The organism is Nonomuraea africana, assembly GCF_014873535.1.
GTDB classification, from domain to species: Bacteria; Actinomycetota; Actinomycetes; order Streptosporangiales; family Streptosporangiaceae; genus Nonomuraea; species Nonomuraea africana.
Map to the genome: position 1 here is coordinate 6715285 of NZ_JADBEF010000001.1, position 13372 is coordinate 6728656.

Below are 13372 nucleotides of genomic sequence, written 5' to 3' on the forward strand. Positions count from 1 at the left end.
GCCGGGCGTCTTGAAGAGTCAGGCGGCTGCGGGTTCCTCGACGAGGGCCACGCGGACCGATGCGGGGTCGTCGCCGGCCAGGGGGATGGCGAAGACTGCCGTTCTATCGCCCGCCGCGTAACTCGCGAACCGGAACCCCTCCTCATCCCACACATCCTGGACATCCGAGCTGAGTCGCGCCGACGCCGAGCAGTACGCCGGGCTGCGGTAGAGCAGCCGGAGTGACACCTCCAGCGGGACATCCTCCGCAGACGGCATGGCGAGCGGCTTGCGGAGCCGTACGAGAAGCTGGCGGAGCGGGGTCAGCCAGTGGCGGTCCAGCTCAGGTGACAGCCCGAGCAGGGCGACGGCTTCCGCCACTCCGAGGAGGACGAGCGGCGTGGTGGGCTGGAACGGCTGTGACCAGACGGCGGTGACGCTCATGGCGAGGAGGAGTCCGGCCCGGGCGAAGGCGCGCCAGTTCACGGGCTTGGAGTGGGTGCCCAGGCAGCCGCAGGACGACGTGGGCGCGGCCACGTACGAGTAGGCGAGGTAGGCCAGGAAGCCGGTGGAGAGCGCGGCGGCCGCCGTACCCTCCCACGGTAAGGCCGGCGGCAGTAACAGCACTGCGGCCACCACCAGCTCCACCAGCCCGATGAGGCGGAGGGTGGGGATCGCGCGCGCCGCGCCGACCAGCCGGGCCAGGGCCGTCTGCCCGGCTTGCGCGTGCATCCGTCGGGTGAACAGTTTCAGTACGGCCGCCCAGATGAGGAAAGCGGCGATCACGTACGGCTGCAGCGCGGCGATCCCTTGCATGTGTCGCTCCTAGTGCGGCGAGAAGATGGTGGCGATGTCGGCCTGGTTGGTTCCCGGTCGCCAGGCGCCCAGGATCTGCACGTGCTGCCCCACTCTCAGCATGGAGAGATCCGCTGAGGGCGGCGAGTCGGAGTGGACGGCGACCGACCTACCGGGCACCACGTGGCAGAGGACCTCCTTTCCGTGGTGGTCGAGGTGGAGCTTCTCGCTGGTGATGTTCCTGATGTGGCCCTTGATGTTGATGATGTTGAGCCACACCGACTCGGCGGCGAGCACCCCGTCGGGCATCCGCACGCCCCTGGCGTAGAGCCCGTCGCCGGGCTGGGCCTGCTCGAAGCCGACTGGGCCCAGCTTCCAGAGGCTCGTGCCGTCGACGACCCTGATGTTGTGGAACACCAGGTTGGAGCCGAGGACGAGGAGCATGTTGTCCTTGATGGAACGGATCCGGCCCTCGGCGAAGTCGGGGTCGGGGGTTCCCGGCTCGACCTGGGGCGGCGTGGCGCCGAAGGCCGCCTCGGCGCCGAGCGATCCGAGGGCGGTCGCGGCGACGATGGTGGCACCGCCGCCGAGCACGGCGGACTTGAGCATCTGCCTTCTGCTGGTCATCGTCGGCCCCCTAGGCGGTCGAGATCTCGGCCGGCCGCAGGCCGGTGGAGAGACTGGCGATCCTGCTGTACGCCGCCGGGGTGAGGTCGATCAGGCGGTTGCTCGCACAGGTGGAGCCGCAGCAGCTGCGCTCGCCGCAGAACAGGTCGGTCTGCGGGCCGCAGTCGGCGATGGCGGTGATGACGCTGGCGCCGCTGCACAGCGCCGTGGTCTTGTGGCGGAAACCGCAGGTCCGCCTGGAGAGCGATTCGCTGCACCGGTCCGGGCGGGTGATCGACCAGCAGGCGTCGGAGGTGTTGGGCCATGCGTGCTGCATGCTTCCCGAGTTGCAGGTGCCGCAGGCTCCCCTGCCGGTGCTGCTGCACGGCCCCCAGGCCGTTCCACAGCAGAACCAGGAGACTTCTCCGAGTACGGGGCCGAGTAAGTCGGCGGGCGGGTCAGTGGGCTGGCTTCGCGCCATGCGCGTCCTCCTAGGTGGGCTCTGGCGGTCCCCCGACGAAGGTGCAGCGGTACTGAAACTTTTTGACTTGATCTATGAATAGCATGTAAGTAACTTTCGTCAATGCCCAAAGCGTCACGCGTCGACGTGCCAGTCGAGCTCGTCGCGCTTGGCGAGGAACTCCTCGGCCGCCGCCCAGTCGAGCGGCAGGGGCATCGGGAACCGCGCCCGGATCTTCGACAGTTCGCGGTGCGCGTGGGCCAGGCTCGCGGAGTGCGGGGATAGGCGAGGGTGTCGACGCCGGTGAACACGCCGATCTTGCGGGCGCGCGCCAGCAGGTCGCGCCACTGGCACGGACCCGCCGCGCAGCGTCCACCACGGTTCGAGCAGGAGGAAGCACTCGATGAGCAGCCGATCGCCCGGCAGGCCGCGGCCCGGGCGACGCCGCCGAGCGCGCCGTGCTGGAAGACGTGGCGCGGGCCCACGGAGGTCGTCGGCCAGCGCAGGCCGCAGTCGGAGACGACCAGCGTCGCGCCCGGCGCCAGGCTCTCCTCCAGGAAGGTCCGGTACGCAGGTGGCAGGCGGCGCAACTTGACCCTGAAGTAGGTCATGCCGGCGCGTGTCTCGAAGGGGTCCTTCACCGCCCGGTGGCCCCTTCGCCGCAGGCGGGGCAGTCGGGCCGCTTCGGGATGGCGCGGGAGTGGATCTCCAGGGGCCAGAAGTCGATCTCGCTCCACCGGTCGCCGAGCCCCGGGGCCAGGCCCGCGAGGATGCGGATCGCCTCCCAGGCCAGGATGTTGCCGACGAGGCCGCAGAGCGCCCCCATCGCGCCCGCCTTCTCCCGCTTCCCCACGACCGACTCCATGCGGTCGCGGCCGTGGTCGGCGAAGGTCTCGGCCCTGACGCACGCCCAGCACGCGGTCCTGCCCGGGATGACAGAGGTGCCGAGCACCCCGATGTGGTAGGCGTAACCGGTGCCGAGGATGTGCGGCACCCCAGGCCGGCAGGCGTCGGCCACCCACGTCGACATGTCGTTGGAGGTGGGCTGATCCGCCGTGTTGATGACGATGTCCGCGCCGGCCACGAGATCCGCCAGGTCGCCCGCGCCGTTGATCCGGCGGTGGACGGCTTCGACCGTGACGTAGGGGTTGACACTTCTCAGCCTGGCGGTGGCCGCCTCCACCTTGGGGGCGCCGATGTCGCCGACGCCGAACAGCGTCTGCCGGGTGAGGTTCGACGCCTCGACCCGGTCGAAGTCGCAGATCCTGATCGTTCCGACACCGGCGTTGGCCAGCGAGAGCGCCACCCATCCGCCCAGGCCGCCGATCCCGCACACCACAGCGGTCGAGCCGTCGATGCGTTTCTGGAGGTCGACGCCATTCGCGTCGTCCGACAAACCCTGGTCCGCGAAATCCTGGAGCAGCCTTAATTGCCGGTCGTAGAATTCGGCGCGGCCCGCACCCAGGCCGCCGAACGCCTCCTCGGCATTTCCGACCCGGCTCAGGATGTTCTCCGCCGAGAGGATTTCCAGGACCTCCCTCAACTGCTCGCGCGTCTCCGTGTCGCCCGCGCCGACCCGGCGCTCGATCTCGCCGACGGTACGCGAACCGTCGAGCAGCGAAACGACCTGTTCCACGAAATCGCTTGACGTGAATCTCTTCACGGTGCGATCCGCCGTGCAGAGGAACAGCAGCTCGCTGCCGTCCGTCTGCACGATCACGCTCTCCCGCAGGCGGGGGCGCCACTCGGCCGCTCCCATTCACCACCTCCCCGCGCGCCGGGCGTGGGTGAAGCGAAACAATCGCCTCACCCACCGAGTACTACCCGAACAGGGTGTTCAGTTTCCGGCGGAGTTGGATGCCGTCACCGCACCGACACGCAACCGCGCTTCTTCCACCTTCACCATTACCGGCCGTCGCTTCATCGCTTTCCCTTCCGCTCGTGCCGACTGTTCGGAAAACATCCTGCCCAGCGCGTGGATCTTTGACAAATATCGAAACTGAACGGTCGCTACCGCAGAAAATCGTCCAGTTCACGAATGGCGAGGTCGAGGTCGTCCGCCACTCCGCGTTCCAGGAGCCGGACGTAGAGTTCGTCGTCAGTGACGCCGAAGCGGCGAATCTCACCGATGCGCACGCTCATTCGCGCCTGCACCTCCTTGATGATCAGCTCCGGATTTCCGGTCCATCCATAGGCGTCCAGGAACAGGCGCAGCCGCCTGGGCCTGGCGGCGAAATCGGTGAAACCCTCCGCGGCGGCCACGCGACGGGCGTACAGCGGGACCCAGGCCAGGGCCATCCAGGCCACGTCCGAGCCCACGGTGGTCGGGCCGGCGAAGTCCCAGTCGAAGAAACCGACCAGCCGCCCGGAGCGCCAGGCCGCGTTGAACGGGCCCGCGTCGTTGTGCCCGATGATCGAACCCGGTGACCACGGCGGGCCGATGCGCCACCGGGCGTCCGCGGGCGGCACGAAGTCGGCCACGGCCTCGTGGTAGGCGCGCAGCCACCACGCCACCTGCAGGAGCGTGTCCTCGGCGCGGGTCCATTCGGGCCACACGGGATGGTCCCCGACGGTCTCGCCGTCCAGGAAGGTGAGGATCTCGCGCCCGTCCGAGTCGATGCCCAGGGCTCGGGGAGCACCCGCGAACCCCTTGCGCTCCAGGTGTCTCAAGAGGTGATGAACCGACTCCGTCCACGCTCTCGCCGGTCGCCGGACGGTGGCCCCCATGCGGACGGCGCCCCCGTCGTTGCCGCCCGCCAGCCGGTTCCTAGCCATGCGTGACCTCGTGCCGCGACGAGATCTCTCCGGCCAGTTCCCGGATGTTGGCGTAGTCCAGCAGGTCGACCAGCATCATTTCCACGCCGAAGGCGTCGTGCACGGCGTCGATCAGCCGCAGTGCGCTCAGGGAGTCGCCGCCTGACTCGATGAAGTCGTCCAGCACTCCGACGTCGGGAACGCCGAGGAGGTCCTGCCAAATGGCGACCAGTCGCTCCTCCGCCTCGTTCCGCGGCGCCTCGTAGCGGTAGACGGCACCAGGCTCCTGGACGTACTCCCGGCATCGGGCCTCGTCCAGGCGGCCCGCGGCGTCCCTCCAGAGGTCGGGCACCAGGACGAACGCCACCGACGGCGCTTCCGCGATGCGACGCGCCTCGACGCCGGTCAGGAAATCTCGCGGGGCGATGACGACGAGCGCCTCTCCCGAGTCGGCCAAGGCGTTCATCACTGCGGTGTCTCGGACGGCTGGGTGCTCCTTCAACACGCGGACGACCGCTTCCAGGTCGGACATCAGCGTTCTCCTTCCGGCGAGTCGGATGATTCCCAGTCCCTGTGGCCGCAGGGTCACGAGCGAGGTCGCGGCGTCGCCGGCCGCGTTGCCCCTGAGCAGCATGACGAGCGAATGAAGAGTGATGTCCGCGCCGTCGCGGCCGAGCGGGAGGTCGTAGCCGAAGTGCTCCCTTATCCGGCGTTCGAGCTCGGGTATGTCTTCTTCCTTCCCGCCGACGGCGGAGAAGGCGTCTGTCGAGCCGAAGGCCTCATGGCTCAGGATGTCCGCCCAGATGCGCCGCAACGTACGTTCCCGGTAGGCAGAGCTCCGCACTTCACGCGTGCTTCTCGTCGATGGACTCCGCGATACGCCCCCAGACCGTGGCGCAGTGGCGAGCCAGTTTCGCGACCAGGAGCGCGGAGTGCGGCGGGACGTCGTTCAGCAGGGCGGAGACCTGCTCTTCTCGCAGCACCAGCGAATCCAGCCACCGCAGCATCGACCGGCCACGGCTGCTGTACCTGAGTGAGGGATCCCGCCGGAGCGTCTCCAGCACCAGCCTGACGTCCGAGTCCTCGCCCTCGATCCCGGCGGGCTCCGCGTCGGTTCTGAGCTGACGTCGCCGGGTGAGCGGGTCCTCTCCCTTCCTGATCCTGGTCCGCACATCGTGCGCGGTGCCCACGGAGACGCCCGCGGCTTTCGCGATCTCGCGGAGAGGGGCGTCCGGCCGGGCCGCGATCACTTCGCTGGCGATCCGGCGGCCTTCGGCGTTGTTCAGCGGCCGCACCCGGCCGTCCTGACCGACGCGTTCGCTCAACTGCGGTGAATCCTCGGTTGAACGTCTTCGCAGGGCGGCCACGGTCTTGGGCGACAGGCCGGTCGCCGCGCCGAGTCTGCGGTCGGACCAGTCGGGGTGGTCGACGATGATGGCGCGCGCCGCCGCCTTTCTCTCGGCCAGGGAGAGCGTGAGCCCATGGGCGAGGTTGGTCTCGACCGCCAGGAGGAAGGCCTGCGCCGCGGACCCGGCGAAGAGTCTCGCCGCTATCTCGTCCCTGCCGTTCAGCCGGGCCGCGCATAATCGGTGCACCCCGTCGATGACCTCCATCGTGGGGTGGTGGACCAGGATCGGCGGCAGCCGGCTGTTCAGCTCGGCCAGCACGCGCACGTGTGCGCGGTCGATCCCCGAGAGCCGCGGTGACCTGCCCTGCTTGAGCAGGCGGATCGGCAGACGGATCACCCGGCCCGCTGCCGCCCCCCTTCCGTCGATCGCCTCGTCAGGCCGATCGATGGATCCCATAGACCCTCCGTACGCTTCCCCGATACGGCCGCCTTCGCTGTCATGAAACATCATCAAGGAAGCGGTTTCCAGCATGGATTCCCGATTGGGCAGACTCGCCCGGATTCGGGAGAAGCTAGCGGTCGGTCACGGTGCCGAGCGATCAGCCGCTCACCAGGCCCGCCACCGCCATGGCCGTGGTGACCAGACCGCCCGCCACCACCAGGAGGGCTGCCACCAGCGGCACCCTGCCGGCCAGCGCCTGGAGGCGCGGCGTGCGCGTCGCCGCCGCGAGCAGGTCGTGCCCACGCAGGACGGCCAGGCCCACGCCCGACAGCGTGACCGCCATGCCGAGCCCGAAGGCGGCCACGAGCACCAGCGCGAGGACGGCCCTGCCGGTCAGCAGCCCGGTCAGCAGGAGCAGGAACGCCGAGGGCGAAGGGAGCAGCCCGCCGGAGACGCCCAGCGTCACCAGTCCCCTGCGCGTAAGAAGGTCATGCCCGTGCCCATGACCGTGACCGTGACTATGCCCATGTCCATGCCCATGCCCATGCCCGTGGCTCACCGGAGTGCGGAGGTGGCGGCGGAGCAGGCCCGCGCCGACCGCCAGGACCGCCAGCGCCGCCACCAGCTGGAACCAGAGGGTGATGGCCTCGAGGTCGGGGGCGTTCTCCCTCGCCGCCCACCACACCACCGCGAGGACGGCCACGGACAGCGTGTGCATCAGCGCGACGACCACCCCGAGCCTGATCGCGTCCCTGGGCCTGGCCCGCCCGCCCAGCAGGTACCCGGCGGTGAGCGTCTTGCCGTGTCCCGGAGCGCACGCGTGGAAGGCGCCCGCCACGAGAGCCGCCAGCAGGGCCAGCGGGAAGAACCGGTCGAGGTCCGTTCCCGTGGCGGCGGCCGAGCCGTCCAGCCGGATGGTCTGGACGGGCGCGTCGGCCGTGTGCAACGCGCCGGAGCCCGACGGCGTGACGGAGACCGTCCGGTAGGCGCGGTCGAGGTCGGTCAGCAGCTCCACCCGCAGCCGCAGCTCGCCGGCCGGGCCGGGGCAGCGGAAGCGCAGCACCGCGCCCGTGGTGGCCAGGGCCTGCGCGCTGACCTCCACCAGCGGGCAGGCCCTGCCGTCCTGCTCGACCCCGACGCCCCTGCCGAGGTAGTCGCCGATCGAGCCACCGGCGCGATCGGCCCGGTTGAGCGCGGCCACGTCGTCGGCCGCGGCCGACCAGGTGACCTCCACCAGCGACCCTTCGGCGCGCACCTTCGCCACGGGCGGCGGGCCGAAGGGGTGTGCCCACCCCGTGCCCGCCGTCCCCAGCAGGACCAGCACCACCGCGCCCGCGACCGCGAGCACGCGCGTGAGGACCTTGATCATCCGGATGTCACCTGGCGGCCAGCGCGTGGATGGAGCCGTCGTCGGTCAGGGCGTAGAGCACGTCGCCGCTGATCGACAGGGCCGAGGCGACGCCGCCGCCCAGGTCGTGCTGGGCCAGCAGGCGGCCGGTCGCGCGGTCCATCGCCACCACGCGGCCGTCCCACGTGCCCGCGTAGACCACGCTCTCGGTGACCAGCGCGTGCATGGCGGGCGAGCCGGGACCGTTGGCCGCGCACATCGTGCCCGCGCGCCACCTGTCCTCCATGGGGCTCTCCCCCGGCAGGTAGCCGACCGGCGTCTCCCACACCGGCTTGGCCGGGCCGGCCGCCGCGGTGTCGTAGGCGCGGACCACGCCGTCCTGGCTCGCCACGTAGGCCATGGCACCCCAGGTGGCCGGGGAGGTGACCGGCGGGGGGCCGTACTCGCAGGTGGCGGAGGTGCCGAGCTTGGCGTGCCAGAGCACCTTGCCGCCCGCGGTGACGTCGTGCCCCCTGGTGCCGGTCCAGGTCGAGGTGACCAGGCCCTTGTCGGTGAACACCGGCGACGACTGCGAGAAGAGGTCGCCTCCGGTGTCCACGGTGGACAGCTGCCTGCAGGTGGTGAGGTCCATCGAGATCAGCGACTGGCTCGAGCCCGACTGCAGCCATGCCGTCGTCGCGTTCGGCTGCCTGATCGCGGTGCTGTGGAACTCGCCCCAGCCGGCCGGCGCGGAGAATCCGCCGGGCAGCCGCTCGCCGGTCGCGGCGTCGCGGCAGCGCACGCCGTCCCACTCGTGGTAGACCGCCACCGCGCGGCCCCCGGGCAGGTCGAAGACGCTGACCGGACCGCCGGCCCGACCGTAGCGGCGCACGGTCGTGCCCGTGACCTGCTCGGCGTCGATCGTCTCCCAGGCCACCTTGCCGGTGGCGGCGTCGAGCGCGTAGACGCGGCCCACGCCGGTGGTCAGGTACACCCTGCCGCCGTGGACCGTGGGGTGCGACTCGGCGTCGCCGTCGAGGTAGGTGCGCCAGATCTCCTTACCCGTGAGCGCGTCGTAGGCGAGCATCATGCTGTACGGCGAGTCGAACGCCTGCGAGGCGACGATCACCTTCCCGTCCGACACGGCCGCGCCGTTGAGATGGAACTGCTCGCCGGTGTTGGCCGCCCAGCGCAGGTCGAGCGTCGCGCCAGGGTCGTCGGCGCTCGCGGACCTGCCCTGCTCGTCGCCGCCCTGGCGGGTCCACGCCTGGCCCAGCTCCGGCTTCGACACGCGGGCGTCGGCCCGCACCTCGAAGGCGGTCTTCACCGTGGGGAAGGCCCTGCCCCTGGTGTCCGCCACGACCAGCTCCGCCGTGTACGAGCCGGGGTGCAGGCCGGTGATCCTCTCACTGACCCTCGTCCACGAGACGTGCGCCTGGGGGCAGGTCTCGTCCCGGTAGCAGGTGACGATCCCGTCCGGGTGCACCGGGGCGCCGAAGGGCAGGGCGTCGCGCGTCCAGACGACCTTGCCGTTCTTGAACCTGACCGTCAGCGTCGCCTTGGCGGGCGTGCGGCCGTCGTCCTCGGCGTAGATCTCCAGCGGGACGCCCGCCTTGGCCCCGTGAACGCTGCCGGGAGCGGGGCTGACCAGCGCCACGTCGTCGTTCACGCCGAACTGACGGTGGGTGCTGACCACGTAGCCCTTGTCCTCGCCGGTGATGCCACTGAAGTCGAGGATCTTGTAGTCGGGCCTGGCGGCGTCGATGCCGTACGTGCCCATGTTGTTCACCTCGACCGAGCGGGCGAAGGCGCCCCTGCGGTACTCGGCCTGCTGGTTGTGACCCGCGGCGAACATCCGCACGTCGTACTTGGCCAGCTCGTCGACGGTCGGCTGCATGCCGGCGCCGGGCCCCCAGCGGGTGAACAGCGAGCGGTGCGCGAACACCAGCACCTGCTTGCCCACGGCGTGCCTGCGCAGGTCCTCGCGCAGCCACTCCAGCTGCGCGGCCAGCCCGCGCGAGTCGTTGTCCTCGAGGACCACCACGTGCCTGCCGTCGCGGTCGAAGCTGTACCACTCGGGACCGACGTTGCGCCGCCAGTACTCCAGGTTGCCCGCGTAGCCGGTGGAGGTGGGCGTGCCGCCCAGGTCGTGGTTGCCGATCACCGGGTAGAACGGGTGCCCGAGCCTCCCCTCCCGCAGTCCGTCGCGCAGCAGGTCGTAGCCGCCCTGCCGGCGGTCGACCGCGGCGTAGTCGGTCACGGTCAGGTCGCCCGTCGAGATGGTCAGCGTGGCGCCGTCCACCTCGGCCATCGCCTCGACCTGTCCCTTCCACCGGGGCAGCGAGCTCTTGTACTCGGCGTCGGTGCGGTTGCCCACCTCGACGTCGGAGATCATCAGCCACTTCTCCTTGGGATCGGCCGCCGCGGCGTCCGGCACCATGGCGAAGTCGAGCCCGGTGAGCGGGCCCTGGCCGGAGGGCACCTCGCGGAAGAAGGACGGGATGTAGTCGTCGCGCAGCACGGGCGTGTACCCGTTCGGCGAGACGACGTTGACCAGGTCGGTCTCCCTGCGGGCCCGGTTGGTCGCGAGGCTGTAGGAGCCGTCGGCCGCGGTGGTCGCCCAGACCGCGCCGTCGGTCACGGAGACCCCTGCGAGCCCCTTCTCGCCCTGGTCCCTCCTGCCGTCGCCGTCGGTGTCGTCGAACACCATGCCCTGGACGGTCACCACGTCGGCGTTCGCGCCCGACAGCGTGAAGGTGACCGGAGCGCTCAGCATCTCGTAGCCGTCGTTCAGCATGAAGTAGGCGGTCCAGGTGCCCTCGCCGAGGGCGCCGGTGCTCAGCGACACCGTGCCCGAGGCGTGCGGGGCGCGGGCCCACACCCGGGAGTGGGCCACGCCTGGCCGCTCGCCGGGACCGTAGACGCCCACCCAGTTCAGGGCTCCGGGACGGTCGGTCGTGTAGCCGAAGGTGACCGGCTGTCCCACTTTGGGGCTGGGTGTGGTGAGCGCGAGGGTTCCGGTGGCGGCGGCCGTACCGGCGGGGGGCTCCGGTGTCACGTCGGCCACCGCCGCCTGCGGAGCCAGCACGGCGACCGCAAGCACGGCCACCACGGCCGCCCTCGTACGGCGGCGTGTCACCAGCACCAGCAACGCCAGCCCGGCCAGGCCCGCGAGCGCGAACGGCGCCAGCGGAACCGGCGACCACGGCACGCCGGGCGCGTGCGCGCCCGCCACGTCGAGCACCGGCAGCGCGGGGGTGACGTTGGCGGCGGTCCCGTCGAACTCCGCGATCACCTCGGTCAGCCCGGCCTGGCGCAGCAGGGGGCCGAGGTCGAGACTGCCGATCTCGCAGGACCAGGCCAGCTCCACGACGACGCCGTCGGGCACGCCGCCGTCGTCGCCCGCCACACCGTGGGCGCTCACCGGGCAGGGGCCGGACAGCAGGCCGCCGGCCCACGCTCCGGCCCGCTCCGGAGTCACCACGTCGCGGTGGACGATCAACCGGCCGCTGGTCACCCCGTCGGAGGTGGCCACGACGAGCTCGCCGTGCTCCCTCGTCAGGTGCGCCGACGCCGGGGCTGCGCACACCGCGATCCCGGCCATCACCGCTGCGAGCAGCACAGCGGCTCGTACCACATGAGCTAACTGTCTATACATGTACGGCACAGTAGAGCCGGACGAACCGGATTATGCAGTGAGGTTGCATATTTTCACACGCGGCCCACCGAGAATTCATCTTTGACCTCTGAACACGAGCGATGCTCGGGGTGGGGATGGCGGTGGCGATCCTGGTGGACGCCACGGTCATCAGGGCCGCGCTGGTTCCGGCGCTCATGCGTCTGGCCGGGGCCGCCAACTGGTGGGCGCCCCGGCCGCTACGCCGGCTGCACGATCAGCTCACGAGGCCTCGACCCAGATCGGCTTCCAGTCGGGCAGCTCGTGGAAGCGACGCAGCTCCGCCAGACCCGAGAGCCAGCCGGCCCACCCCGCGTGCGGCGGACGAGCCTCGTCGAAGCCGGACTGGACGAAGGTGAGCTTCGTCTTGCCCTCGGACTCGGCCAGCTCCCAGCTGGTGAGGCCCACGGGTCCCCAGTCGACGGTCATCGCGCGGCCCTCGTCGAGGTCGATGACCTTCGCCGGGTCGGGGTTCTCGAAACCGCCCATCGCCCAGCGGCCGCCGACCCGGGGCTCGATCTCGATCTTGTAGCCGAACCAGCGGGTGGCCTTCTCCGAGTCGACCAGCGAGTCGTAGACCTCGGCCATCGGCGCGTCGATGAGCACCTCCTCCCTCATGGTGGCGGAGGTGTAGTCGACCTTCGGGGTCAGCGGGCGGCCCTCGACGTGGTCGGTCAGGTTGGCCAGGGACAGGCACCAGAACGTCTGCAGATTGCCCCTGACACTGGCGCCCGTGATGACGTCCTGGAAGTCGAAGTGGCTCTGCTCGAGCGAGACGATCGTCGACTCGGGGCCCTCCTCCTCCAGCGAGATCTCGCTGGTCGTCGCCACTCCGCCGAGTGTCCACTCCAGGCGCAGGGTGTGCTCGCCCACGTGCAGGACCCGCTGGTGCGGCGCCTCGCCGTCGGGCGTGAAGCGGCCCCAGAACTCGAAGCGGCCGGGGAGGTCGACCTCGGCGTGCTCGGCCAGCCAGGTGCGCAGCGCGGCGGGGTCGGTGAGGGCGTGCCAGACCTCCTTGGCGGGAGCGGCGACGCGGACGCGGAGGATCATCGGCTCGGTCACGGTGTTTCTCCTTTGGGATAGCAGGCGACGGCCAGCTTGAAGGCGTCTCCCTCGGCTCCGCCGTAGCGGGTGAACAGGTCCTGCAGGATCTCTCGTAGGTCGTTCACGAACTCCTGGCGCCGCTCGGGCGGCACCCTGATCTCCCCCGAGACGCCGATGGACGGTAGCTCGGGCGCGGTTCTGTCGAGCGCGGCGATGTCCTGTTGCACTTCCTCCATCAGGTCGAGGAGATAGCCGAGGGACAGCTCGTCCTGCGTCTTCCGCAGGCCGATGCGCCCCACCAGGCGGGGCGAGAGCCAGTAGGAGCGGGCGCGGGCCTGGTAGATGCCCTCGCTGATGCCGCGGACCCTGCGCTCGGACACCTGCTCGACCAGGCCCGCCTCCACCAGCTTCTTGACGTGGTAGTAGACGCGCTGCGCGGTCTGGCCGAGCCGTGCGCCCACCTCGGTGCAGGTACGCGGCTCGGCCAGCTGCCGCAGCACCTCGATGCGCTGCGGCTTCAGCAGGGCCTCGGCCTGCTCGATCTCTTCTATGTGCAGGACGTCTCTCATCGCAAAATCAATGTTGTACGTAAAAATTTTGTTTGTCAATAGGATGGACCATGAGCATCGGAACGGTCGTGGTGACGGGTGCGGCGGTCTGGTCGGCACCGCGATACGCGGAGCGCTCCGCGAGCGGGCGCGGCGACTGGTGCTGGTCGACCGCAGGGAGCTGACCGCCGAGACGCCCAACTCGGCCAACACCCGCCGCGTCTGGCGGCTGAGCGACGGCTACCAGCCGCTCGACGACGCCGAGCGCTACGCGGACCGCGTCCCCCAGTCCTGCGGCCTCGACCTGCAGGGCGGCGACTTCGCCTCGCCCGCCTACACCCTGCGCCACCTGGCCCGGTAGCGGCGCGAGCTACGCCAAATCGCGTATTCCAC

General features: G+C 70.5%; 13 protein-coding genes. 2 read left to right on the forward strand and 11 right to left on the reverse strand.

The features are described 5' to 3' along the window. Window positions 1-18: 18 nt before the first annotated feature. From H4W81_RS31830 to H4W81_RS31840, 3 genes are read right to left on the reverse strand one after another with little or no spacing between them, the layout of a single operon-like run. Window positions 19-795, reverse strand: a complete 777-nt coding sequence (locus H4W81_RS31830; RefSeq protein WP_192778189.1) for a MauE/DoxX family redox-associated membrane protein — start codon at window positions 793-795, stop codon at window positions 19-21. A 9-nt stretch (window positions 796-804) separates the two neighbouring features. Next, on the reverse strand, window positions 805-1401 hold the full coding sequence (locus H4W81_RS31835; RefSeq protein ID WP_192778190.1) for a cell wall protein: 597 nt from the start codon (window positions 1399-1401) through the stop codon (window positions 805-807). A 10-nt stretch (window positions 1402-1411) separates the two neighbouring features. Beyond that, on the reverse strand, window positions 1412-1717 hold the full coding sequence (locus H4W81_RS31840) for a septal ring lytic transglycosylase RlpA family protein (protein WP_225958889.1): 306 nt from the start codon (window positions 1715-1717) through the stop codon (window positions 1412-1414). Window positions 1718-2143: 426 nt separating this feature from the next. On the opposite strand from H4W81_RS31840, the gene H4W81_RS31845 reads away from it, so the two are divergent. Beyond that, entirely contained in the window at window positions 2144-2446 is a 303-nt protein-coding gene (locus H4W81_RS31845) for a hypothetical protein (RefSeq protein ID WP_192778192.1), read from the forward strand. A 31-nt stretch (window positions 2447-2477) separates the two neighbouring features. Here the strand turns inward: H4W81_RS31845 and H4W81_RS31850 are convergent, their stop codons facing one another. From H4W81_RS31850 to H4W81_RS31885, 8 genes are all read right to left on the reverse strand, one after another. Further along, window positions 2478-3599, reverse strand: a complete 1122-nt coding sequence (locus H4W81_RS31850; RefSeq protein ID WP_192778193.1) for a HesA/MoeB/ThiF family protein — start codon at window positions 3597-3599, stop codon at window positions 2478-2480. 251 nt (window positions 3600-3850) lie between these two features. Then, window positions 3851-4615: a phosphotransferase gene (locus H4W81_RS31855; protein WP_192778194.1), complete on the reverse strand. Its 765-nt coding sequence runs from the start codon at window positions 4613-4615 to the stop codon at window positions 3851-3853. Then, on the reverse strand, window positions 4608-5408 hold the full coding sequence (locus H4W81_RS31860; RefSeq protein WP_192778195.1) for a phosphopantetheine-binding protein: 801 nt from the start codon (window positions 5406-5408) through the stop codon (window positions 4608-4610). The genes H4W81_RS31855 and H4W81_RS31860 overlap by 8 nt, the downstream gene beginning before the upstream one ends. A 31-nt stretch (window positions 5409-5439) precedes the next feature. Beyond that, window positions 5440-6399 (reverse strand): ParB N-terminal domain-containing protein, encoded by a 960-nt coding sequence (locus H4W81_RS31865; protein WP_192778196.1) that lies wholly within the window; start codon window positions 6397-6399, stop codon window positions 5440-5442. A 142-nt stretch (window positions 6400-6541) separates the two neighbouring features. Continuing rightward, window positions 6542-7753: a hypothetical protein gene (locus H4W81_RS31870; RefSeq protein ID WP_192778197.1), complete on the reverse strand. Its 1212-nt coding sequence runs from the start codon at window positions 7751-7753 to the stop codon at window positions 6542-6544. Between the two features lie 7 nt (window positions 7754-7760). Continuing rightward, window positions 7761-11333, reverse strand: a complete 3573-nt coding sequence (locus tag H4W81_RS31875) for an outer membrane protein assembly factor BamB family protein (RefSeq protein ID WP_318782087.1) — start codon at window positions 11331-11333, stop codon at window positions 7761-7763. 276 nt (window positions 11334-11609) lie between these two features. Beyond that, window positions 11610-12449, reverse strand: coding sequence for an SRPBCC domain-containing protein (locus H4W81_RS31880; RefSeq protein ID WP_192778198.1), 840 nt, complete (start codon window positions 12447-12449; stop codon window positions 11610-11612). Next, a complete protein-coding gene (locus H4W81_RS31885; RefSeq protein WP_192778199.1) occupies window positions 12446-13000 on the reverse strand; it encodes a helix-turn-helix domain-containing protein in 555 nt (184 codons plus the stop codon). Before H4W81_RS31885 ends, H4W81_RS31880 begins: the two co-directional genes overlap by 4 nt. Window positions 13001-13043: 43 nt before the next feature. On the opposite strand from H4W81_RS31885, the gene H4W81_RS31890 reads away from it, so the two are divergent. Next, window positions 13044-13340, forward strand: coding sequence for a hypothetical protein (locus H4W81_RS31890; protein ID WP_192778200.1), 297 nt, complete (start codon window positions 13044-13046; stop codon window positions 13338-13340). Window positions 13341-13372 lie beyond the last annotated feature (32 nt).